This window comes from Chamaesiphon sp. OTE_20_metabat_361 (assembly GCF_031364565.1).
In genome coordinates this window covers 1-23,733 of record NZ_JANLWO010000712.1, presented here as the reverse complement: position 1 = coordinate 23,733, position 23,733 = coordinate 1, and the positions used below count along the sequence as shown (strand labels likewise).

Genomic DNA, 23,733 nt, shown 5'->3' with positions numbered 1-23,733 from the left:
TCCTAGCGCCCGAGCGGTAGGTAGATCGATCGTCGGTACTTGGGTGAGTGCTTGTCTTTCGGCTGGAGTTAGGGGACTCTGGGGCAATTTGACATCTACTGGTGCTGGTTTCGATCGACTGTTCCAGTTCCGCCAGAAGGGAGTGTAGACACTATAGGGTTGGTTATTGCCAGTGGTAATGGTTGTCGGATCGTGGAGAAGCTGATCCCAATTATTATGCACTGCGATGTTTTGGGCTTGTAAGACACCGCTCACCCGTTCGTCGCGAGTCTTGGCATACGGCTCGACATCACAATGCCAGTATACCGATTTAGCTGCGAGTGCCTTAGCTAATTGGGGAATTTTCTCGATCGGATCGCCATCGAGAAATAATAACTCACTTCCGGCTTGACGGTAATCATCTGCCAAGGCGCTCAAGCAACCTACCAGATAAGTAACTCGGACGGGAGCCACATCCAGCGACAGCATCGCTCGATCGAAACAAAAGACACCGATGATTCTAGCATTAGTATTGCTAGCTTGTGCCAATCCAATGCTATCGACAATTCTTAAGTCCCGCCGATGCCAAAATAAAACTAAATCTGACATGAAAATTAGCTGTAAGAAATGGAGGGGCTGTTGCTCCTTCCCCACAGTGGAGAAGGCTAGAGGATCGTTGAATAAATATTTTCCCAAAAACTGAAACCTAGATAGTGGACATTAACCACTATCTAGGTTTAGGGCACTGCCTACATTATAAATATTTACTTGCTATTGGAGAGCGAGCCGAGTAGAGAACTGACACCTGCTGTCGAGAGATTGCCAAATGCTTTGGGTACACTCTCCGCTAGCGCACCGATCGCCACATTGAGCAGTTTAGCTGGTTCCAGCTCCTGTTTGACTAGATTCCACAACTGTTGAACTTCACTCACATGCAAGCGATTATCTTCGGTTAGCGCCATGATAATCTGATTGCGTAGCGATCGACCTTCGGGAGACATCAGAAATTGGAATCCTAATTGCGCTGTAGGTAAAAGATCGAAATTGTTGTCGCTGCGGGCGATGCCGATCATATTTTCCAGACGTTTCCACTGAAGTTTACCATCTTTAATCACTACTTCAAGCAAGCGACGGCGCATCTCGGGAGTCTCGCCATTAAGCAATCTTTGAGCGACGTAAGGATAGCCGATTTCGACGATCTTGAAATTGGGGTTGAGGCTCAGTGCGATGCCTTCTTGGGTGACGAGGGAGCGAATGATCAGCGAGAATTGGGCGGGAACGCGGAAGGGGTACTGAAACATCAATTCCGAAAATTCATCGGTAATTGTTTTGAAGTTAAAGTTACCGACATTTTCACCGATCGCATTATCTAATACGCGCTCCAGGGCGGGGATAATTGGCGAAATATCGATATCTGGGGTGAGGAACCCTAAATTTACAAAGTCATCGGTGAGCGAGAGATAGTCTTTGTTAATTACATGAACTATCGATCCGGCGATCGTTTCTTTGGTATTTTGGGTGAGTTGATCCATCATCCCAAAATCGATAAATGCCAGCCGCCCGTCGGTGAGGGCAAATAAGTTACCCGGATGAGGATCGGCGTGAAAGAAACCAAACTCCAATAACTGCCTCAAACCAGCGTAAACACATGTTTTAATGAGTTTATCGCGATCGAGTCCCGCTTTGCGGATGCTTTCGAGATCGGTTAGTTTAATACCATCGATCCATTCTAAAGTTAGGACGGTTTGACTACTATATCGCCAGTAAATCGAGGGGACTTTAACTGTTGGATCGTCCTGAAAGTTCGCTGCAAACTTCTCGGCATTCCGTCCTTCATGTTGGTAGTCTATTTCTTCAAATAACTTCGTTCCAAATTCATCGACGACGATCGTCAGATTATCACCTAAATTCAACGGTAGAAACGGTTTTATCCAAGTTGATGCCCATCTTAATAGATACAAATCGCGGGTGATAGTTGGCAATAGATTAGGACGTTGGACCTTTACCGCTACATCTTCACCGCTATACAATTTAGCTTTGTAAACTTGACCTAAACTCGCGGCGGCAACCGGACGCGGTGAAATTTCTTTGTACAACTCTTCGACAGGTTGCTTGAGTTGGGTTTCGATAATTTGCATCGCCAACTCATTATCAAACGGTGGGAGTTGGTCTTGTAACTTGATTAGCTCGTCTAAGTAATCCTGTCTAATCAAATCGGGACGCGTGGAGAGTGATTGTCCGACTTTAATAAATGTTGGCCCCAATTGCGTGAGGATTTCTCGCAGTTGTTCTGCGCGTTGATACTTGTTAATTTCTGTATTGCCGACAGATCGATCGAGTAATATGCCAATCAAAAATCCTGCAAACAACCAGACAATCGTTATTGCCCGCCAAATAACCAGCCAAGGGCGTCTATGATAATAGCTAGCAATCGCTTGTGGGTTGTACCGCCGCAGTTGGGCGAGTTGTTGCTGACTCACAGTTTATATTTTCCTCTTACTCGATCTGTAATATGATAATTATCGACTGATAAAGTTAAATTTCGTTACACTTTTCCTGAATATCTTAACTTTTCTCGCTCGATCGGATAATTATTCTTAATATTAGTATACAAAAGTACAAGCTACTTTGAGCGATCGCAATAACCGAACCTAGTAGCGGGAGTGCGTAGATGGAGATTGGATCGATCGGGAGACAGTAATGTACTCGAATTTGGTGTCGATCGGCAGTAAGATTGAGCTAGAGCAGCTACATTTGCACTCTCTGACGATCTAGAGTACTTGCTGAGCCACTGGAGTGCCACTGGCACTTTGAGCGAGTATCTTTAGCTACTCCCGAACCGCCGCAAGAATATATATTGACTGCGATAGCGCAGCGCTGCCTTAGCAGGTCGATTGCAATTGCTGGTTTTCAGCAGATAAAATTTATAGTGGCGATCCAGCCTTAACTGTGATAGTCAATCGCAATCTCTTCATCAATCGACCGATTATTCAACTCTGAACCCGATCCAAATCATTCGATATTCGATCCAGCGATCGATCTGGGCAAGCAAACAAACCAATATTCGCATCACCCCAAATTTTCAAGGTCATGAGTACGGGTTCCAAGCTTCGCCCCAAGGGAGAAATACTGTACTCCACCTTGGGGGGAACCTGCGGATAGACTTTTCGGGTGATTAGCCCGTCTGCTTCCAACTCCCGTAACTGGTTGGTGAGCATCCGCTGCGTGACAGTGGGCACAAACCGCCGTAGTTCATTGAAGCGCAAAGTGCCATCCAATAGGTGAAACAAGATAACACATTTCCATTTGCCATCAATGAGGCTAATCGTTGCCTCAACCGAACAGCCAGGACTGCAATCGAGTCGGGAATGTCGAATTTTGGTCATTTACGGTATTCTTTTTGATACTTAGTACAAAATCTGTGCGTACTTTACGAACTTGACGATGGTACCTAAAGTAATAGTATGACAAATCGAAGGATCGCAGATGCGAGCAGTTGATTTTAAACGACTTGGAGGCATAGATCGGAATGAAGCCCCGCTCGATATCGAGCTAGTCCGGTCAAAGTAGCTCAAACCACTCCACGCGCCAGTAAAGTTCGCCTCCGCAGACTAATACGATCGAATCAGAAACTAACAATTATGAGCGAACACAATCCAATTACCACTGCTGATGGTATTCCCGTCGGCGATAACCAGAATAGTCTCACAGCGGGCGATCGCGGCCCCATCTTGATGCAGGATTTCCACCTCATGGAAAAACTAGCTCACTTCAACCGCGAACGCATTCCTGAGCGCGTAGTCCATGCTAAGGGTGCTGCTGCTTTTGGGACATTTACAGTTACTCACGATGTCACTCAGTACACTAGAGCTAAACTATTTTCAGAAATTGGTAAGCAAACTCCTATGCTGATGCGGTTCTCAACTGTAGGTGGCGAGAAGGGTTCGGCTGATACCGATCGCGACCCCAGAGGTTTTGCTGTGAAGTTCTATACTGAGGAGGGTAACTGGGATGTAGCAGGTAACAATACACCAGTCTTCTTCGTTCGCGATCCGATGAAGTTTCCTGATTTCATCCACAGCCAGAAGCGCAATCCGCAAACGAATTGTAAGGATGCGAATGCTAAGTGGGATTTTTGGTCGCTCAGTCCCGAAGCCCTGCACCAGATTACCATTTTGTTTTCCGATCGCGGTACGCCGAAGAGCTATCGTCACATGGATGGGTTTGGTAGTCATACTTTCAGCCTCATCGACGATCGAGGTTCGCGAGTTTGGTGTAAGTTCCATTTCAAAACGCAGCAGGGGATTGAAAACTTACCAGCAGCAGAGGCAACGCGGTTAGCAGGGGAAGATCCCGACTATACTACTCGCGATCTGTTTGACTCGATCGAACGCGGCGACTACCCCAAGTGGCGCGTGTGCATCCAGGTGATGACGGAAGAGCAGGCGGCAAAGCATCGAGACAATCCTTTCGATTTAACCAAAGTCTGGTCGCACTCTGAATATCCCCTAATTGATATCGGGATGCTCGAACTCAACCGCAACCCCCAAAACTACTTTGCCGAAGTCGAACAGGCGGCATTTTCGCCCTCCAATGTAGTGCCAGGGATTAGCTTCTCTCCTGATAAGGTGCTGCAAGCGCGGATTATGTCCTACCCCGACGCGCAGCGTTACCGCCTTGGTGCCAATTACCAACAATTGCCCGTAAATCAGCCCAAATGCCCAGTCATGCACTACCAGCGGGACGGCGCGATGGCTTTGGGTGATAATGGCGGAAATACTCCCAATTACGATCCGAATAGTCACGATGCTGCACCTAAGCAAAATTGCGCTTATGTCGAGCCAGCGATGGATTTGGGTCATGTTAAGGTCGTTCGCGCAGCGTCGGTGGAGCCGAATCGCTACGACCATCATCAAGGTAATGACGAGTACAGCCAAGCGGGAGATCTGTATCGCTTATTAAAACCAGATGCCCAACAGCGATTAGTTGACAACATTATCGGTAGTTTGAGTGGAGCGCGTCAAGATATCCAAATGCGTCAATTGTGCCATTTTTTCCGCGCAGATCCGCAGTATGGAATGCAAATTGCCGCAGGATTGGGAATTAAACTCGACCCAGCAATGATGCCATCACTGGCACTTAAATAACGCAAGTTTGGTATCAGGATATTTGCTCCGTTCCCGCACTACCCAAGATTTCGATCGTGGGTAGTGTTACTCCCTTCCCTCCGTCAGAGTATATATTGACTGCGATGGATTGCAATTGCTGGTTTTCAGCAGATAATATTTATAGTGGCGATCTAGCCTTAACTGTTACAGTCAGAGAAATATATACTCTTCGAGCGGAAAGGGAGTAATTATAACGATGCGGAAATTACTGATTACTGGTGCTAGCGGCTTTCTGGGCTGGAATTTGTGCCAAGTCGCCCGCGCTGAGTGGGAAGTACATGGGATCTCTCATCGACATCCGCTCTCTATTCCCGATGTTCGGCTAGAGCGAGTCGATCTGACAAACGCCGAGTTAGTTGCAGCCGCGATCGATCGGATCGCACCCGACGCGATTATCCACGCCGCAGCGGCATCAAGTCCCAACCTTTGCCAAGAGCAGCCCATCCCATCCGCCCAGATCAATATCACCGCCACTCAAATCCTCGCCCAGATTTGTGCGGGGGCAGAAATCCCCCTGGTATTTACCTCCACCGATCTGGTGTTTGACGGTACGCAACCACCCTATCTAGAGACAGATCCAGTCTCTCCGCTGAATATCTACGGCGAGCAAAAAGTAGCCGCCGAGCGGGCGATTTTAGCCGCCTATCCCCAAGCAACAATCTGTCGAATGCCGCTGATGTTTGGTATGGCTCCACCAGCAGCGACGAGTTTTATCCAGCCGTGGCTTACCAGTATGCGTGCCGATCGCAGTTTACAGCTATTTGTCGATGAATTTCGGACTCCAGTCAGTGCGACAACTGCGGCACAGGGACTGTTGCTGGCGTTACAGCACGGCTCGGAAATAATTCATCTCGGCGGTAGCGAGCGGATCTCACGCTATGATTTCGGCTGCTTGCTAGCGGAAGTATTTCAGCTCGATTCGGCTTTATTATCGCCCATCGATCGACGTGATTTGCCGATGACAGCGCCGCGTGCGGCTGATGTGTCGCTCGATAATCACAAGGCAATCTCATTAGGCTACAAGCTGCCATCATTACGGAGTGAGTTAGCATCGCTAAGTTTATCCTTGTGAGGCGATCGAGTAGCATGAAAATAAGATCCCAAATTGTAGGGTGAGTTATCCCGGAGGGTAACGCACCAGACGTAGGTGAGCCAACTTATCACAAACTGAGGTTAATGACAGTTTTAAACACCTTTCTCAGTTCGAGTGAGATGCTTAATCCCAAGACAGCACTGCCCCTACAGGATCGCTCATCACTAGTCGCCACTAATATGAACGACTAATTCGCGGTTGTAGCGGTGTTGACGATGTTCCCACAGATAAATACCTTGCCATGTCCCTAACACCAACTTGCCACGCATAATTGGAATTTGCTCGGAGGTGTGAGTTAATGCCGTCCGAATGTGTGCGGGCATATCATCGGCACCTTCAGCAGAATGGATATATTTGCCGTCTTCTGGGACTAATTTAGCAAGGAAGTTGGCTAAGTCAATTAAGACATCGGGATCGGCATTTTCTTGGATTACCAAGCTTGCCGATGTATGTCTCAAAAAGAGGGTACAGAGTCCGGTTTGAATTGCTGCTTCTGTGACGATATTATTTATCTGAGGAGTAATTTTGACAAAAGATTTAGGAGTGCTGGGAATAGTCAGAAGTTTTTGATAGTGAGTCACGATCGATCTCAATAATATATATTACCAATCTATCTTAGAATTCAAAATATATAAAGGCTAAACTCTCTGGCGGCGATAACAACCAGACAATAGACAGGCAAATCGGAATTAGGGTTAATTTTAGATGCCAATTGAGATTTAATTTGAGGATTCGATCGAAGATATAAGCGATCGTCATTGCGATCGTAATACCCAAAAGGACTAAGAAAATCTGACTGTCGGCTAGATTGAGATTTTCGAGATAAATCTTTGTCACAAACTGAGCATCGCGGGGATAACCCCACAGATGTTGAAATACTAAATTTGATTGAGCTAAATTGGGTAATCGAAACCAGATCCAAGTTATAAATACTAATGATTGAGTTACTATCCAACCGCTGATATGTCCCCAGGGACTTTGCCAAAATAAAGCGAGGGGCTTAATTTTGCCCGATAATACGTGAGTTAAGCGATGGATAACTAGCGCAACTCCATGAATGAAGCCCCACAGAATATAGCCCCAATCAGCACCATGCCAAATTCCCGAAATTAGCATCAGTGCCATGAGATTGAGACAAGTCCGCGCCAAACCCAACCGCGAACCGCCTAAAGGAATATAAATATAGTCACGCAACCAGTTTCCCAGGCTGATATGCCACCGTCGCCAAAAGTCCGCAATACTCGTACTCAGATAGGGAAAATTGAAATTTGTGGGTAAATTAACGCCAAATAAGATGGCTGTCCCGAGGACGATATCGACATAACCGCTAAAATCTAAATATAGCTGTAATCCATACGCAAAAATTGCCAGCCATAGATCGATACTTCCCGCTCGATCGAGTGTATTTGGATCGAATACTAGCTTGACAAATGTTGCTAAATTATCTGCGATTAATGTTTTCTTAATTGCACCACTAGCAATCAACCAGCCAGCTTCTGTCAACCGCTCGATCGAGGGAAATTGTAAGTTATTTAATTGTGGCGCAAATTGATGGTAGTGGGTAATCGGCCCCGAAACTAGTTTCGGAAAAAATGATTTGTATGCAGCATATTTAAGTAGATTACCAGTTGCCGGACTACCTTTGTAGACATCAATTAGATATGCAGCCGATTCAAAACTCAGAAAGGAAATTCCTAATGGCGGTAAAAAATTTGTTTTGAGCCAGATCGCGATCGGTTGTAGTCCATTCGGATTAATGGGTGCAAAAATACTGACGATGAAAGGAATATACTTTGCCAAAACTAGGATTGAAATATTAAAGAGAATTCCGGCAATTAGCACTCGTTTCCGTTGTTGTCTCCCACGCGGCAACCATCGCCAAAAGTAGTCATCTCCCAAGCGATCTTGAACTTCTTTATATTCAATTATTTGACTTTCGAGTAAAAGCTTACCAATCCAATAATTAACCAAAACCATTACGGCAATAACTGGAAAATATTGAAGCTGCCGAAATGAGATATAAAACAGGATACTCGAAATTACAATTACCCACAACTTATGGCTTTGAGTTTTAGCGATCGCCCAATAGAATATTAAAGTAATGCACAGAAAGATCGCATAGGCTGGTGATATAAATTTCATTTAAAAAAATAAGGTCGAGACTTATACAACTCGAATAGAATAGCTATAGTAATACTCATCGATCGTTACCACCTAATCTCATTAACCTGGGCTAAATACTTGCTCACATCGTTGGCTCCAAATTGATTGAGATGGCTTGGATCGGAAAAACGATCGTATTTCCGATCGAACATAACATCCAGATCGATGAAAGTAAGTCGATCTGACTCCATCATTGTCTGCATATATTGTTTAAAAACAACCTCATATTGGCGACGGACTTTATCTAAATAAATATCCGACAATGGCATATTGACAAATACTAAGGGGATCTTCTGACGCTTTAATAGTTCGACAGTTCGATTGAGAGCGCGATCCTGATTGCCGAGCAATTGAAAGTTAGTATAATCGCCATCACTGTCACCCGTGACTTTATTGTATTTCTGATAATAAGTATTGGGATCGAATGTTAATTCGAGCGGCAAGAAGCCATCGAAATTTATTTCGCGAGGCTGTTCTTTCCCATCTAAAGTGTCAACATTTGCAGCTATATCGCTAAGGAGTGCCTGACGTCGATCGGCTGTAGGGATTTTAGACTGCAACCAACTCTTGATAATCGTGCGATGATGATACGCTGATGATACCCGATCCAAGCGCCGATCGATGGCATTGTCGATCGCCTGATAAGTATTTTGCAAAGAAGATTGAGCTTGAAATATTGAGAGACTATTAGTATTGATTGCTGAGATTAAAGCCAGTTGTCGAAAGCGATCGGACATCGCGATTGCTTCGTAAGTGCGATCGCTGCGCCCACTATTAAATGCCCGTGCGCCATCTGCCCAAATTACTAGTTTTGGTAACTGTTGCGGACTTAATAATTGGGTCAAAATTAGATCTACCACTTGAGCGGTGGCACCATTAATGCCAAAATTATAGACCTTGGGATTTTGATAGCCGCGATCGATTAGGCTCCGCCGCAATACTTCAGGATCGACGCCGCGCAACGCGCGAGAACTGCCGACAATCAATACATCCGGAACTCCATGCTGCAAGCACCGCAATTGGTATTGTGCTAATTTCTGTTCGAGCAGGGGATTATTAAATGATGATTGAATAGCCTCAGTCGGAGTATATTTGAGATGTCGGGCTTCGATCGCTAACTCGATCGCTAGATCGCCCATACTTACCAAGCCAACCCCCATCAAGAATAATAGGATGGAGGGTTGCCACCGGAACCGAGGCTGATAGAATAATTGATTAGTTTTAGCCATTACCAATTGTGGTGTCCAGATTCGCGTTTTGACTAAATAGGCACCGATTTTTTGACCCCAATTAATTTTCGGCTTTGCGGCAACAAAGCGCGGTTCTGGCGGTTTTGGTGGCGATGCTAGCGGTGGCAATATCGGTTGTGGCGCATCAAAATCGACGCCGTAAGTCCATTGCGAAATCGATTCCCCAGCTCTACGTCCGTGGACGCGCACGCCCCTAATTCCTGGCAATCTGAGTTGTGTTAAAACTTTGATAACTGTGGTGGCAATTTGACTTTGAATCGGACAGACTACGGCTTCACTCATCACATGCAATAGCTGATGGCGAAATAGCAGTGATAAACTGACACCCCCGTTGGTAAAACACTGTTCTAAGTCGGGATTAAGCAACCGTTCGAGGATAAACTGGAGGGCATTTTCATCGCCCCGTGCGGCCAAAATTATCGGCGTGGGCGAGTAATGCGGATCTCCCAGTGCTGGTAAGTCTAGCCAGTGAATCCAGACGGGCGGTTCTAACTGTCCGCTCAGATCGGGTTGAAATTGAACGCCATGAATTGTTGCGCCCTGAATGCCTTGAGGCGTTAGAGCAATTAGTAACGGCGCGATCGTATCGAGGACGATTTTTTTGGCGGGAAACTTGGCAGCCTGCGTACTCGTCACCGTACAAAAAATCTGTAAAGTGAGATTTTTTAAGACCGTACTGACTTGAATATCTGCTGGTGCTAGCTCGAAATTGAGTAACTTAGTAATCGCTTGCACATCGCCCCACCGCGCCCAACTTCTCAGTCTTACTATGGGCGGCGTGAGATCGAGCTTTAATTGCCAATCGGGGATTTGCGTGCCTGTCGATTCTCGGGCGGTAAATCGCGAAAATTGGACGATCGCATCTTGAAAATTTTGCAGATCGATTTGCCGCAATTGTTGCACTAATGGTTCGGCAAGCAGTTGCGGATCCAGGGTTTTCTGGGAATAACATCTCACCCACAACCGATATTCGAGGGCTTGCCAGCAGGCGTCGGGAGACTGAAAGATCGTCTGCGCATCATCCACCGCAAATTTAGTCGCCTGCGTCAGATCGCGGATCGAAAACTCAAACCTTACCCCGAGCGGACTTAACACCTGCTGGAGCGCTCTAAAAATTCGGCGCTGCTGCGCTGAGGCTGTATCTGTTGTCTGAATGAACGTAGCGTCGCTATCGGTCGAATTAGAGTCAGCCATAATCCTGTGCAGATCTTCACGATCGGTCTCAAAATAAGTAGGTTCGATCGAGATGCCAGCTAAACAACATGTAACGATGATGGAGGTATGCTCCAAGGCACGCTTTAGATATTAACTCTCCAGCAGCCTAATCGCTCATTATCATATCGATTTAACCGTCAATTTGTGAAGATCTACCCATACCCATTTTTTGGCGGTGTAATTTGAGAGGATGTCTTCAATCGTAGATCTCAATCCCCCTGTCTTGTCGTTGTCTTGTCTTGACGCGCTCAATCTGGAGGGAACCTCCGTGACGAGCGCATCCGCTAAATCCCCCTTTTCAAGGGGGACTTTGAATCCGGTTCTCCCCTTTCTAAGGCTTGCTCGGGGGGATTTCCAGGGTTTATGCCTAACGCAATTGGCTTTCAGAGACCCTCTGAGCCACCGGGGATAGATTAAAGCTGTTTGTCAATTAATACCAGCCGGAGCGGGCACAATAGATCGAAGGAAAGTGGACTCGATCGTATGTCACAAGAACGGATTTATTGGTTAGCTTGGTCGAAAGTTGCTGGCGTTGGGCCAATTTTAATCGATCGATTGTGTCAGCGGTTTGGAAATCTGGAAACCGCCTGGAATATTGACAGACAGCAACTCCTCGAAATCGATGGCATCGGTACCCAATTGCTAGCCAAGATTGTTACTGCTCGGGCGAGCATCGAGCCGCACAAATTGGGCGACGAACATACGCTCGAAAATCCCGACTGGTGGGTGCGAATCGATCCTGATTATCCTGCCCTCCTCGCCGAAATTCCCTCAGCACCGACGGTGTTGTACTACCGAGGGCAATCCCAGATCGCCCAACCTCAAGCTCATGCCCCCGCCATTGGCATCGTCGGTACCCGCGATCCTTCCGACTATGGCAAACGCTGGGCGCGCAAGATTAGTAGCGCCTTAGCCAGTAAAGGATATCCGATCGTCTCAGGATTGGCACAGGGCATCGATACCGAGGCGCATACCGCCTGTCTAGAAGCTGGCGGACTGACGATCGCCGTAGTGGGGACGGGGGTAGATATGGTCTATCCACCGCGCAATCGACAGCTCACTGCCCAAATTGCCCAGCATGGCTTAATTGTCAGCGAATATGCCGCCAAAACACCGCCCGATCGAGCGCATTTCCCGGCTCGCAATCGGATTATTGCTGGCTTGAGTCGAGTCACGATCGTCATTGAAGCACCGACTAAATCTGGGGCACTGATTACTGCCTATCAAGCCAATGACTTCGGACGCGATGTATATGCCCTTCCTGGCTCGCTGGAAAACCCCAACTCTCTGGGATGTCTGGGACTACTCAGTCGCGGCGCACAGCTCATCCTCGGCTTAGATCATCTGCTCGAATTACTCGCCGCCCTCCCGCCGCTCGATCTGGCTGTGACTCCAACACTCCAGCCTGCCGCAATCGGTCGAGTCACAGTGCGATCGAGTGTACCGGAAACACCCCCACCGCAGCTACCGCCCGATCTGCAACAAATCTGGTTAGTACTTACAGACATACCAGTAAATTTTGATGAAATTGTCTCGAAATCTCAGCTACCAGTCGCAACTGTTTCGAGCAGCTTGATTCATCTAGAGTTACTCGGTTTGGTAACGCAGTTACCTGGGATGCGTTATCAAAAGTAAGTAATTAACTCACATCTTGCATCAAAACATAGTTACTAGTTTTCTAGTGGATAGTGGATAGTTTGGCTCTCCTGCTATTTTGGGGAAATAGCGTACTTAAACATCAACCCTTTACCCCTTACCCTTTACCCTTTCCCCCTTTCAATTATTTCAAGTCGGCTAGCTTGATGCGTGGATCGACAAACTTGAGTAGGAGATCTGCAAACAAATTACCCACAATGAGCATGATTGCCCCAATCATCAGACTACCCATCACTAGATAAATATCTTTGGCAGTAACTGCGGATAAGATTAATTTACCTAATCCGGGCCAATTAAAGAAGAATTCGGCAATAAAGGCACCGCCGAGTAAGCTGGCAAATTCAAAGCCTAATAGTGTAATTAGAGGATTGATTGCATTCCGCAGGGCATGAACGTAGATGACCCGATTTTCAGATAAACCTTTGGCACGAGCAGTCTGAATATAATCTTGGCGCAAGACATCGAGTAGTTCTCCCCGCGTAATCCGTTGCAATCCAGCAAACCCCGTAATCGTCAAAGCGATCGTCGGTAAAATCATGTGCCATAAGATATCAAGTAGCTGGCCGAACCAGGATAATTGGTCGTGATTGATACTAGTTCTCCCGCCTACCGGGAGCAACGGCGAAGTGATTTGCGCGACAACTAAGAGTGATAAAGCGGTGACAAAGCTGGGAAATCCTTGGGCGGTATAGCTGAGGACGCGGAGGAATTTGTCGATAAATTTATTTTGATTTACTGCACCGATAATCCCTAACGGAATTGCGATCGCCCACGTCAAAACTATCGACGCGAGTGCCAGTTCTAGCGTTGCCCTAATCCGCTGCCCGATCAATAATGTCACGGGTTGAAAGTACAGCATACTCAAGCCTAAATTACCCTGAAGTGCTTGAAACAACCATTTAAAATATTGCTGAGTCACCGTTATCAAATCTTTTTTTTCACTCAAGCCAAAGAGCTGTTTTAGTTCTTCTAATCGTTCTGGGGTAATTCGAGGATTTTGGCGGAGGGTATCGAGAAAGTTACCGGGCGATAATTGAATGATGGCAAAGCATAAGATGGAGGCTAGAAATAGCGTCAGTAGCGCTTGCAGCGATCGCTTGACAATATATAAAAAAGTTTCACCAGTGAAGATGGCTTGTCCTTGGGAAACAAGATTGCTAGCGGATAGGGTACGAGTCATGCTAGTTATTCAGAATTAGTTAATAGCTGATATCTGAGAGGGTGCCTGAAAAGATTTTATGTTTTTAATCGGAGATCTAAATCCCCCTGTCTTGTCGTTTTTTTATTCGGGGGGAGCCCCCGAATAAAAACGCCGCTGCTTGGTGCAACACATGCGGAGGGAACCTCCGCGTGATTGCATCCGCTAAATCCCCCTTAAAAAGGGGGACTTTGAAAGCCCCCTTTTTAAGGGGGTTGGGGGATTTCTAGGGTATGCGAGTGATACCCTTATACTTTCTAAATATCCTCTTACTCCGATCGAATCTTCTGACACCAATTTTGATAAAGCTGCCGAATTTTAGCGACTAATGGTTGTGGAGTGGGAACTCCCGCTGTCGGTTCGGATTGAATATTTACGAGGAGATTTGCTTCAGCAGTGGCGACATCACCATCGCTATAAATCAGACCGCTAATTGCTTCGATGAGTTCGTCGTCATCGTAGATCGATCGATCTCCCAAATACGCTTGAATCCAGCGTTCGCATTCATCTGGAGTCACCCGTGTCGGACTAGTGAGTAAGGTGTCGATTTCCGGATCGCGATCGAGCTGATGTGTTTGGGCGAGTGTGGTGAGGTATTGCCGCTCTTGGGGCTGGATTTGGCCATCGAGCCAAGCTACACCGATGAGGATTTTCAGTAACGATCGTGCCTGAGCTTGAATATCCATACGACCTATCATAGTGAGAAGTTCTCTTGTCATAATTCTATGCCGATCGCTGCTGACATGGCTGCCCAATTTCCTGCCGATACCCTTGCTAATCTCGATCGGGTCGATAAAATGTGGCAAAATTTGCGTCAGGGGCAAATATCGTCACGAGAAATGGTCGTTTCCAGCGCTGAATTTTTAAAAACCAGCGATGTGGAGATCGCGATCGCGGGTGGTACGCTGGGCATTATCCTCGGAGCGGCACTCCAACGGCGTGGGCTGAAAGTAGCGGTAATCGAGCGGGGAGAGTTAAAAGGGCGAGTCCAGGAGTGGAATATCTCGCGGGCGGAATTGATGGTGTTGGTGGAGCTAGAACTGCTATCTGAAGCCGAATTAGCGATCTCGATCGCCACTGAATACAACCCAGCGCGGATCTCTTTTCCCAACACCCCCGATATCTGGGTGCGGGATGTGTTGAACATTGGTGTCGATCCGGTTTATTTACTGGCGACGCTCAAAACCAAATTCTTGGCAGACGGGGGTAAGTTACTTGAGTTTACCAGTTGCGATCGGGTGACGATCCATCCTAACGGAGTCTCGATCGATTTAGGTACCGGGGTATTAACTAGTAAATTATTTATCGATGCAATGGGGCACTTTTCGCCCTTGGCGGCTCAAGCTCGGGGTAGTCAAAAACCCGAAGGAATTTGCTTGGTAGTCGGGAGTTGTGCGACGGGATTCAATCGCAATGAGACGGGCGATATCTTTGCTTCTATTACCCCAATTCAGCATCAATGTCAGTACTTTTGGGAAGCATTTCCCGCACGCGATGGACGGACTACTTATTTATTTACCTATCTCGACGCCCATCCAGATCGGTTTAGTCTCAAATTCTTATTTAATGAATATCTCCGCCTCTTGCCAACATATCAACAGGTAGAATTAGCCCAACTAAATTTTCAGCGTTGTCTGTTTGGCTGCTTTCCATCTTACCGGGATAGCCCGCTCAAAACCCCCTGGGCACGAGTACTATTAGTCGGCGACAGTAGTGGCAGTCAATCGCCTGTCAGCTTCGGGGGATTTGGGGCGATGATGCGTCATTTATCGCGCCTGACTGATGGGATTGTGATGGCGATCGAGTCGGATGCACTCAGTAATAAAGATCTCCAATTACTCCAACCCTATCAGCCCAATATTGCTGTCACTTGGATGTTTCAAAGAGCGATGAGCGTGGGGATTTCCCAACAATCAAATCCCGATACAATTAATAATTTATTAGCTGCTGTCTTTCGATCGATGGCAGATTTAGGCGACGATGTGCTGCGACCATTTTTGCAAGATGTCGTCCAGTTCCCCGCGCTTACTAGTACGTTACTTCAAACATCACTTACCAATCCGCTCGCCGTAATCCCCGTTGTGCCCCACGTTGGCATCATTACTTTACTCGATTGGCTGATTAATTATCTCAAGCTATGTGGATACAATGGACTTTACCCGATCGGTCGATTAGTTTCGCCACTACTAGATCGACTATCTCCAGCACAGCAGTATTATTATCGGCAACTTTTACAAGCTTATCGCTATGGTTCGGGCAGCGATCTACATCACTAATCGTGAAATCTTAACTCGTAGCTCTAGACTATTAAACAACCCAAGTTGCTTTTAAGCAAAGCGGTTGGAAACCGCTGCTTGTGATGCAAAGTCCGCCTACGCGGACTGAATTGATTAGTCCGCGTAGGCGGACTTTGCATTATTAGCCACGATTTCAATCGTAGGCATTCTCTAGGTACCAACTTAGATTAAATATATAATAGTGATTGATTGGATAATCAATACTTATCCCGGTATCGCCCACACTGAAAATTCCTAATCCTCAATGACTAAATCATTAGCTAATTTTTTGACTGAAATAGATCGCCCTGACGATCGCGAAATAAATCTATCAAAAGCAGCATTGTATATCGCCCAAATTGAGGATCCCGATCTCGATGTCGATCGCTACTTACAAGCTTTAGCTGACATGAGTGCAGATTTAGCTCAAAGAATACCCGCAGATCGCTATCCGCTCAAAGTCATTCAAGTTATTAATGAATACTTGTACACCGAATTAGGCTTTTATGGCAACGAAGCCGATTATTATAACCCGTGCAATAGCTTTCTCAATGAAGTTATCGATCGACGGACAGGAATTCCCATTACCCTAGCCATCATTTATCTCCATTTAGCCAAAGCGATCGACTTTCCGATGGTCGGGATTGGAATGCCGGGACATTTTCTGATTCGCCCTAACTTTGCAAATGCCGGAATTTTTGTCGATGTCTTCGATCGCGGTGAAATTTTATTTGTCGAAGACTGTCGCCAAAAATTGATGAAAATCTATCAACAAGATATCCCCTTCTTACCGCCAGAAATCCTCCAACCAGTTAGCAATCGGCAAATTTTACAGCGAATTCTCCATAACTTACAAGCAAATTATCTCCATCAACCAGACTTCAATCGCGCCCTAGCCATCAAACATTGGCTCGATAAAATCGAACCAGCGCAATAAACCTTGTCGCGATCCTCGGTACGATAGTGAAGATCTGTCCCCAACATTATCTTCTGTGCCACTCGAACCCCGATCGGATCTCAATTACGCACTGGTGCATGAATGGTTGACACCCTTAGCCACTGGCGGCTCAGAATTAGTAGTCAAAGAACTGCTCGAATTTATCGATGCCGATCTGTATGCACTGATCGACTTTGAATCGAGCGACCCCCAGAGCTACCTCTACAAGCGCCAAATTGGTACCACCTTTCTCCAGCATCTCCCCGGAGCCAAAAGTAACGTCCAAAAATATTTACCCCTGATGCCGCTGGCGATCGAGCAACTAGATTTGCGGCACTATGATGTAATTTTATCCTCCGCCCATGCCGTTGCCAAAGGCATCCTGACTACCCCTCAACAATTGCATCTGTGCTACTGCCATACGCCGATGCGCTACGCCTGGGATCTCACTTTTGACTATTTAGACCAAAGCCGACTCGGCAGGGGCATTCCGGGCATCTTGACCCGGTATTTACTACATCAGCTCCGGCAGTGGGATGTCCTCTCAGCCAATCGTGTAGACCACTTTATCGCCAACTCCCATTTTACTGCCAGCCGGATCTGGCGCTGTTATCGCCGCTCGGCAGATGTGATTTATCCCCCAGTCGCGATCGACAGATTTACCTGCAACCCTCACAAAGAAGACTTTTATCTGACCGTTTGCCGTCTCGTCGGCTACAAACAAGTCGCGCTAATTGTGGAAGCATTTAATCACAACGGTAAACAGCTAGTCGTCATCGGGACGGGAACAGAATTACAAAAGTTGCAACAAATTGCCAAACCTAACGTCACGATTCTTGGATTGCAGCCCAATACTGTCGTTCAAGACTATTTAGCTCGCGCCAGAGCATTTGTCTATGCAGCTTGCGAAGATTTTGGTATTGTATTAGTAGAAGCGATGGCTTGTGGTACGCCAGTTATCGCTTATGGAGTCGGCGGTGCTGCGGAAACTGTCTTAGACATTCGCGCTCATCCCGACAGGGGAACGGGAATTCTGTTTCCCACTCAAACCACCGCAGCCATCATCGCCGCGATTGCGACGTTTGAAACTCATCGACATCAGTTCCAAGCAGCGCACATTCGCACTCATGCCGAAGGCTTTGCGACCGACATCTTTCGATCCCAATATCTGAGCTTACTCGATCGTTACACTAGCCAGTGGCAATCGCTCGATCGACGGCAGCAAAGCGAAGTAAAAATGTAGGTACCGACCTAGATAACCATAACTTTTCAATCATATCTGGGGAATATTGGTGATAGAGTGAAATCGAGGAGTAAAATGACCGCAACCGATCGACCTATTGCCAGTCCGGTAGCTAGACAAGCAGCCAACACGAGAGTATTCCGTCGTCATAAGTCTCAAGATCTAACTAAACGATTATTTGATATTGTTTTTTCGCTGTTCGTGCTGGTAGTTTTTGCCCCACTCTATCTTGTGTTGGCGCTGATAATTGCGGGAACTTCTTCCGGCTCGGTCTTCTATATCCAAGAACGCGTCGGTCAGAACTATCAGCGGTTCGGGTGTATTAAATTTCGGACGATGATCCCGAACGCCGATCGACTCCTCCAGGAAATGATGGCAGAATCAGCAGAGCTGCGGCAAGAGTTTTCCGAAAATTTCAAGCTCAAATCAGACCCACGCATTACCAAAATTGGTAAATTTCTGCGGAGTACCAATTTAGATGAATTTCCCCAGTTTGTTAACGTCCTCAAAGGTGAAATGAGTATCGTCGGGCCTCGTCCGTTGGTACCTGAAGAGATCGAGCGCTACGGTACTCAGATCGATCGAGTGTTGACGATTAGACCGGGAATTACGGGACTATGGCAAGTCTCAGGGCGCAACGATATCCCCTACGCGCAAAGAATTCGGATCGATGTCAGCTACGTCAAACGCCGCAACTTCTGGCTGGATCTCCAGATAGTTCTCAAAACTGTGCTCATGACAATAATGCCCAAGAATAATGGTGCGTACTAACCAGAACGCAGGCGATGGGGAAAACTGGTCGCCGACGATCGCAATTAGGATTATGATAATGGGGAACTTAGACCCTAGCGATTTAACAGAAATAACCGATCGCAGCTAAAATGACAGAAATAAAACGCGCATTAATCACCGGAATCACCGGACAAGATGGCTCTTATCTAGCTGAGCTGCTACTTTCTAAAGGCTACGAAGTTCACGGCATCATTCGGCGGACATCGACTTTTAATACCGATCGGATCGAACATTTGTATCAAGATCCCCATACACCAGGGGCAAAACTTTTTCTGCATTATGGTGACTTAGCCGATGGTGTGACTCTCCGCCGCCTCCTCGAACTCACCCAGCCCCATGAAGTTTATAACTTAGGCGCACAGTCCCACGTCCGCGTCAGTTTCGATGCGCCGGAATATACCGTCGATACCGTGGCGATGGGCGCACTCCGCTTGCTCGAAGCCATCCGCGACTACGAACTGCGAACCAAACTGCAAGTCCGATATTATCAAGCTGGCTCATCGGAAATGTATGGCTTAGTTCAAGAAGTGCCCCAATCGGAAACTACGCCGTTCTACCCCCGCAGTCCCTACGCTTGCGGCAAATTATTCGCCCACTGGCAAACCATAAACTACCGCGAATCATATAATATCTTCGGCTGTAACGGGATTTTATTCAATCACGAATCGCCGCGTCGGGGTGAGACCTTTGTCACCCGCAAAATTACCCGCGCGATCGCCCGGATTATGGCCAAGCAGCAAGATAAACTCTATCTAGGTAATCTCGAATCCAAACGCGATTGGGGCTATGCCAAGGACTATGTAGTCGCCATGTGGATGATGTTGCAACAAGAGCAACCAGATGATTATGTGATCGCGACTGGCGAAACTCATGCGATTCATGAATTCCTCACCATTGCGTTCGATTATGTCAATCTCAACTGGAAAGATTATGTTGAATTTGACTCGCGCTATTTACGTCCGGCGGAAGTAGAATTATTGATTGGCGATCCGACCAAAGCTCAAACTAAACTAGGCTGGAAACCATCCGTCACATTCACCGAATTAGTCCATTTGATGGTCGATACCGATCTTCACGCCCTTGGTATCAAATCACCTAACTATCACGGTGAAGAAGTCCTGCCCGATGTTGCGATCGTCCGTCAAGCACTAGCAACCATGCACGATTGAGGTCGCATCCTACCATCGGTTGTCAGTCATAAATCTAAGTCAAAAGTCGTAAGATGTCTGGTAGGTAATGCTGCTGGGCGGGTGACCCGCCCAACCGACCATTTCGGTTACAAGTTATCTTGATGCTAAGGATATTTATTTATCCTCACGGAGTGCCTACCTTTATCGGTCAAGTTTCGACACCAACATTAACAGAATTTATGACAACATTAGATCTATCCACCCAGCGTATTCTCGTTACTGGCGGTGCCGGATTCCTCGGACAACAGGTAATCGAGCAACTTTACGATCGCGGTGCCCATCCCGATAAGATTACCGTGACCCGATCTGCCGATTGTGATTTGCGGGTACTCGAAAACTGCCATCGGGCAGTTGAAAATCAAGATGTTATCGTCCATCTCGCCGCACACGTTGGTGGGATTGGTTTAAATCAACTCAAACCTGCCGAATTATTTTACGATAATTTGATGATGGGCACTCAGTTAATTCATGCTGCTTATCAAGCGGGAGTGGGTAAATTTGTGTGCGTCGGGACGATTTGCGCCTATCCTAAATTCACACCCGTGCCATTTAAAGAAGAAGATCTTTGGAATGGTTATCCCGAAGAAACTAATGCCCCTTATGGTATTGCTAAAAAGGCACTCCTGGTGCAATTACAATCTTACCGTCAGCAGTATGGATTCAATGGTATCTATCTCTTACCTGTAAACTTATACGGCCCTGCGGACAATTTTAAACCCGAAAGTTCCCACGTAATTCCAGCTTTAATTCGGAAAGTACATGAAGCCCAAATTGCGGGCGATAAACAGATTCAAGTGTGGGGTGATGGTAGTCCCAGCCGGGAATTTATCTATGTAGATGATGCGGCTAGAGGGATTGCGATCGCAACTACTAGTTTCGATGGTGCAGATCCAGTCAATCTGGGCACCAACTATGAAATTACGATTAAAGACCTGATTACTTTAATCTGTAAACTGATGGATTACCAAGGCGAAATTGTCTGGCAAGCCGATAAACCCAACGGTCAACCCCGGCGGTGTTTGGATACTCAAAAAGCAGAAGAGTTCTTTGGATTTACCGCACAAGTAAAAATTGAGGAAGGTTTGAAAAATACGATCGAGTGGTATCGCACTCACTCATAGTTAGTAGATTCACATCGTACATCAAAACAAAGTGAATAGTGGATAGTGAATAGTGGATAGCGATTCTAAGCTGAGCCTTTATTGCTAGACGGTTTGCAAAAATGGATAACTAATATCTATAATTATTTAGCCCCAACTTCTAGTAGAAGTTGGGGCTGTTTTACGGCTAAAATCGGCTAAAGATATTAACGGAAATTTGCGATCGCGGGGATGGGAGCTGCTACGATCCTAGCTTGTCTCTCATCCTGTAAAAATGACTCGATCGAGACTAACTGCTGAGTATCGGCATCCCATAAAATATATTTAGCACAGTCTAGCATATCGCCAAGGCGTAATGTTTTGACATTCGAGAGCAGGTGCAGATTGTGCAGATGACAAGCTTGGAGATGGTAATTGGGGATGCGTTCGGAGAGATGATGGATATTATGATAGCCGATATCTGCTGTAAACCACTTGAGGATCGTGGGTAATTCTAAATAACTACTCCCCTCAACCGCACCCTGCAAGTAGTCCCAATCTGCCGTTTGATGGGCATAGGAGCCTTCAAAAATATGCTGGACGAAAAAGACCCAAATAAACACTACAGCCGAGAGTGTCAACACGACGGAGTAAATACTCAAAAATAAACCCGCACCCAAGAGATTACTCATCAGAATCCAGCTACTAATGACGCAGATATTATTTAATAGTAAGTCCCAAAATTCGGTTTTTGACTGCCAATATTTAGAGCTATGAGTATCGAGCTTAGCTGCTAAACTTAGCCCTGGCTGTTGAGGTCGATCGCTAATTAGGTCTCGAAATAAATCGTAAACTCCCAAAACTAGTGCCATTCTCGGCGCGATCGCTAAATAGAAAAATCCACCCGGAATCGCCATAATTGGCTGGCGAATAAATTGATAAACCTGGCGGTCTTTAGCATTGAGCTTGGCAAACTCAGTGGTCGAGAGAAAGTCAGCGACACCACGATATCGTTCCCAATCACCATTAGTTTTATGATGATAAGCATGGTCGCGCGACCAGGGGTATTGTGGGATGGCATTGATTACACCCAAACAAAAACCCACGCAGCGATTGACTTTTTTTGAGCTAAATAGTGAGTAGTGACCGCAATCGTGCATCAGTGAAAAAGATCGCACCGAAAGCAGCGACATCAGAATGAGAATCGGTGGTAGCAACCACACCGAAATGTGTGCCGCTGTAACTGCTAAGAACCATAAACATCCATACGGAACGAGCGTAATTAAAATTTGATATGTTGCCAGCAAGTTGTTACTCTTCATATATGGAGTAAGTACAAAATCCGACTTTTTCAGTGTGGCGTTCATTCCGTAAAAATTTGTGTAAGTACTTATAGAGATAAACTACATTGTTAGACAGTGACGCTTGCTAGCTAATTAATGTGTCCGAGCAGACTAAAAATAATCGTCATTTAACCAGCACTCGGAGCGGCGAACCGGGCAAACACTAACTTTATTTAACCAACGATCGCATCAACGAACCGGGTAGACACCAGATCTTTTTGGGCGTGCTCACGTAAGCGCGACGCGTAAACACATCATAATCGTTGCGCTCGATCGAGTCTAGAATCTGCTGATACAGTAACAAAGCTGCCCATACAGGCCAGCGCACGTCGGGACTGAGCCGAGTGATGCCGCTTTCGGCTTGTTGATAATACTTCCGTGCGCGTTGAATTTGAAACTGCATTAACGCTCGCCAATTGTCATTGACGACTTGATTCATCAAATCTTGTTCGGTATAGCCGAATAGAGCCAACTCATCGAGGGGTAAATAAATCCGTCCCCGCTCGGCATCCTCGCCGACATCTCGCAGGATATTAGTTAATTGCTTGCCAATTCCCAAAGCTACAGCTTCTTCGGTGGGAATATCTACTCGATCGCAATTCCAAGGTGCTGTAAATTGGAGTGGATCGACACCGACGACCGCATTCGACATCAAGCCGACGGTACCAGCGACTCGATAGCAGTAAAGCGACAATTCTTCAAAACTTTGATAGCGATTCTTGCGGAGATCCATCCGCTGCCCAGTTACCATATCCCGAAATGGTTCGATCTGCAAATCAGGAAATCGCGCGATCGTATCGACCAATGCTACATCATAGTTAGAGGTTGGGTTGCCCCTAAACATTTCTTCGAGCTGATGCTCCCAACTATCGAGTGTCGCTGGCGTCGTTTCATCTGCATCCGCTCCATCGACCAATTCATCGGTGTTGCGACACCAGGCATAAATCGCCCAAATCGCCCGCCGCTTGGGGACTGACATCAGTAGTGTAGCCAAATAAAATGTTTTGCCGTATTGGGCAGTTATTTGGCGACAGAGTTCGTATGATTCCTCGGTCGATGTTAGCATTGTCACGATCGGTAGGGACTTATCCAGTTGCAGCATTGGCACGAGACTAGGGACTAGGTAGGGGATAGGGGATAGGGAATAGGGG

At 46.6% G+C, this 23,733-nt stretch carries 19 protein-coding genes; 9 read left to right on the top strand and 10 right to left on the bottom strand.

From position 1 onward, the window contains the following. From RMO35_RS20160 to RMO35_RS20150, 3 genes are all read right to left on the bottom strand, one after another. Positions 1-675: deoxyribodipyrimidine photo-lyase (locus RMO35_RS20160; RefSeq protein WP_309743592.1), on the bottom strand; the 675-nt coding region annotated here is incomplete at its 3' end. A 68-nt stretch (positions 676-743) separates the two neighbouring features. Then, positions 744-2,459 carry an AarF/ABC1/UbiB kinase family protein gene (locus RMO35_RS20155; protein WP_309743590.1) on the bottom strand — a complete coding sequence of 572 codons (1,716 nt, stop codon included), beginning with the start codon at positions 2,457-2,459 and terminating at the stop codon, positions 744-746. A gap of 510 nt (positions 2,460-2,969) precedes the next feature. Next, positions 2,970-3,365: a helix-turn-helix domain-containing protein gene (locus RMO35_RS20150; RefSeq protein WP_309743588.1), complete on the bottom strand. Its 396-nt coding sequence runs from the start codon at positions 3,363-3,365 to the stop codon at positions 2,970-2,972. Positions 3,366-3,620: 255 nt separating this feature from the next. On the opposite strand from RMO35_RS20150, the gene RMO35_RS20145 reads away from it, so the two are divergent. Next, positions 3,621-5,126 (top strand): catalase, encoded by a 1,506-nt coding sequence (locus RMO35_RS20145; RefSeq protein WP_309743586.1) that lies wholly within the window; start codon positions 3,621-3,623, stop codon positions 5,124-5,126. 217 nt (positions 5,127-5,343) lie between these two features. Further along, complete coding sequence (locus RMO35_RS20140) at positions 5,344-6,219, top strand: NAD(P)-dependent oxidoreductase (protein WP_309743584.1); 876 nt, start codon at positions 5,344-5,346, stop codon at positions 6,217-6,219. A gap of 185 nt (positions 6,220-6,404) precedes the next feature. On the opposite strand, the gene RMO35_RS20135 is transcribed toward RMO35_RS20140, so the two are convergent. The 3 genes from RMO35_RS20135 to RMO35_RS20125 form a co-directional block, all read right to left on the bottom strand. Next, positions 6,405-6,821 (bottom strand): secondary thiamine-phosphate synthase enzyme YjbQ, encoded by a 417-nt coding sequence (locus RMO35_RS20135; RefSeq protein WP_396135043.1) that lies wholly within the window; start codon positions 6,819-6,821, stop codon positions 6,405-6,407. 34 nt (positions 6,822-6,855) lie between these two features. Further along, positions 6,856-8,382 carry an MBOAT family O-acyltransferase gene (locus RMO35_RS20130; protein ID WP_309743582.1) on the bottom strand — a complete coding sequence of 509 codons (1,527 nt, stop codon included), beginning with the start codon at positions 8,380-8,382 and terminating at the stop codon, positions 6,856-6,858. A 65-nt stretch (positions 8,383-8,447) separates the two neighbouring features. Then, a complete protein-coding gene (locus RMO35_RS20125; protein ID WP_309743580.1) occupies positions 8,448-10,847 on the bottom strand; it encodes a DUF1574 family protein in 2,400 nt (799 codons plus the stop codon). 504 nt (positions 10,848-11,351) lie between these two features. Between RMO35_RS20125 and dprA the strand changes: the two genes are divergently transcribed. Beyond that, positions 11,352-12,503, top strand: a complete 1,152-nt coding sequence (gene dprA / locus RMO35_RS20120) for a DNA-processing protein DprA (protein ID WP_309743578.1) — start codon at positions 11,352-11,354, stop codon at positions 12,501-12,503. Between the two features lie 145 nt (positions 12,504-12,648). On the opposite strand, the gene RMO35_RS20115 is transcribed toward dprA, so the two are convergent. Further along, positions 12,649-13,704 (bottom strand): ABC transporter permease, encoded by a 1,056-nt coding sequence (locus tag RMO35_RS20115; protein ID WP_309743576.1) that lies wholly within the window; start codon positions 13,702-13,704, stop codon positions 12,649-12,651. A 287-nt stretch (positions 13,705-13,991) separates the two neighbouring features. After that, positions 13,992-14,420, bottom strand: a complete 429-nt coding sequence (locus RMO35_RS20110; protein WP_309743574.1) for a TerB family tellurite resistance protein — start codon at positions 14,418-14,420, stop codon at positions 13,992-13,994. Between the two features lie 27 nt (positions 14,421-14,447). Here RMO35_RS20110 and RMO35_RS20105 point away from each other — a divergent pair, with 27 nt between their 5' ends. The 6 genes from RMO35_RS20105 to RMO35_RS20080 all read left to right on the top strand — a co-directional run bounded on the left by RMO35_RS20105 (position 14,448) and on the right by RMO35_RS20080 (position 21,281). After that, positions 14,448-15,998: an FAD-binding oxidoreductase gene (locus RMO35_RS20105; protein ID WP_309743572.1), complete on the top strand. Its 1,551-nt coding sequence runs from the start codon at positions 14,448-14,450 to the stop codon at positions 15,996-15,998. Between the two features lie 265 nt (positions 15,999-16,263). After that, positions 16,264-16,935: a transglutaminase-like domain-containing protein gene (locus tag RMO35_RS20100; protein ID WP_309743570.1), complete on the top strand. Its 672-nt coding sequence runs from the start codon at positions 16,264-16,266 to the stop codon at positions 16,933-16,935. 55 nt (positions 16,936-16,990) lie between these two features. Beyond that, positions 16,991-18,178, top strand: coding sequence for a glycosyltransferase (locus RMO35_RS20095; protein WP_309743568.1), 1,188 nt, complete (start codon positions 16,991-16,993; stop codon positions 18,176-18,178). 75 nt (positions 18,179-18,253) lie between these two features. After that, positions 18,254-18,949, top strand: coding sequence for a sugar transferase (locus RMO35_RS20090; protein ID WP_309743566.1), 696 nt, complete (start codon positions 18,254-18,256; stop codon positions 18,947-18,949). A gap of 110 nt (positions 18,950-19,059) precedes the next feature. After that, positions 19,060-20,139, top strand: a complete 1,080-nt coding sequence (gmd, locus tag RMO35_RS20085) for a GDP-mannose 4,6-dehydratase (RefSeq protein ID WP_309743564.1) — start codon at positions 19,060-19,062, stop codon at positions 20,137-20,139. Between the two features lie 200 nt (positions 20,140-20,339). Next, positions 20,340-21,281, top strand: coding sequence for a GDP-L-fucose synthase (locus RMO35_RS20080; protein WP_309743562.1), 942 nt, complete (start codon positions 20,340-20,342; stop codon positions 21,279-21,281). A 185-nt stretch (positions 21,282-21,466) separates the two neighbouring features. Here RMO35_RS20080 and RMO35_RS20075 read toward each other — a convergent pair whose 3' ends face one another. Together RMO35_RS20075 and RMO35_RS20070 are read right to left on the bottom strand one after the other, a co-directional pair. After that, a complete protein-coding gene (locus tag RMO35_RS20075; protein WP_396135703.1) occupies positions 21,467-22,606 on the bottom strand; it encodes a fatty acid desaturase in 1,140 nt (379 codons plus the stop codon). Positions 22,607-22,751: 145 nt separating this feature from the next. Next, positions 22,752-23,684, bottom strand: coding sequence for a phytoene synthase (locus tag RMO35_RS20070; protein ID WP_309743594.1), 933 nt, complete (start codon positions 23,682-23,684; stop codon positions 22,752-22,754). Between the last annotated feature and the right edge of the window lie 49 nt (positions 23,685-23,733).

Excerpts from the sequence above, each read along its gene's own strand:
- RMO35_RS20125 (WP_309743580.1), bottom strand. The coding sequence starts at position 10,847 with ATGGCTGACTCTAATTCGACCGATAGCGACGCTACGTTCATTCAGACA.
- RMO35_RS20115 (WP_309743576.1), bottom strand. The coding sequence starts at position 13,704 with ATGACTCGTACCCTATCCGCTAGCAATCTTGTTTCCCAAGGACAAGCC.
- RMO35_RS20100 (WP_309743570.1), top strand. The coding sequence starts at position 16,264 with ATGACTAAATCATTAGCTAATTTTTTGACTGAAATAGATCGCCCTGAC.
- gmd (WP_309743564.1), top strand. The coding sequence starts at position 19,060 with ATGACAGAAATAAAACGCGCATTAATCACCGGAATCACCGGACAAGAT.
- RMO35_RS20140 (WP_309743584.1), top strand. The coding sequence starts at position 5,344 with ATGCGGAAATTACTGATTACTGGTGCTAGCGGCTTTCTGGGCTGGAAT.
- RMO35_RS20105 (WP_309743572.1), top strand. The coding sequence starts at position 14,448 with ATGCCGATCGCTGCTGACATGGCTGCCCAATTTCCTGCCGATACCCTT.
- RMO35_RS20070 (WP_309743594.1), bottom strand. The coding sequence starts at position 23,684 with ATGCTGCAACTGGATAAGTCCCTACCGATCGTGACAATGCTAACATCG.
- RMO35_RS20080 (WP_309743562.1), top strand. The coding sequence starts at position 20,340 with ATGACAACATTAGATCTATCCACCCAGCGTATTCTCGTTACTGGCGGT.
- RMO35_RS20130 (WP_309743582.1), bottom strand. The coding sequence starts at position 8,382 with ATGAAATTTATATCACCAGCCTATGCGATCTTTCTGTGCATTACTTTA.
- RMO35_RS20075 (WP_396135703.1), bottom strand. The coding sequence starts at position 22,606 with ATGAACGCCACACTGAAAAAGTCGGATTTTGTACTTACTCCATATATG.
- dprA (WP_309743578.1), top strand. The coding sequence starts at position 11,352 with ATGTCACAAGAACGGATTTATTGGTTAGCTTGGTCGAAAGTTGCTGGC.
- RMO35_RS20110 (WP_309743574.1), bottom strand. The coding sequence starts at position 14,420 with ATGATAGGTCGTATGGATATTCAAGCTCAGGCACGATCGTTACTGAAA.
- RMO35_RS20150 (WP_309743588.1), bottom strand. The coding sequence starts at position 3,365 with ATGACCAAAATTCGACATTCCCGACTCGATTGCAGTCCTGGCTGTTCG.
- RMO35_RS20145 (WP_309743586.1), top strand. The coding sequence starts at position 3,621 with ATGAGCGAACACAATCCAATTACCACTGCTGATGGTATTCCCGTCGGC.
- RMO35_RS20090 (WP_309743566.1), top strand. The coding sequence starts at position 18,254 with ATGACCGCAACCGATCGACCTATTGCCAGTCCGGTAGCTAGACAAGCA.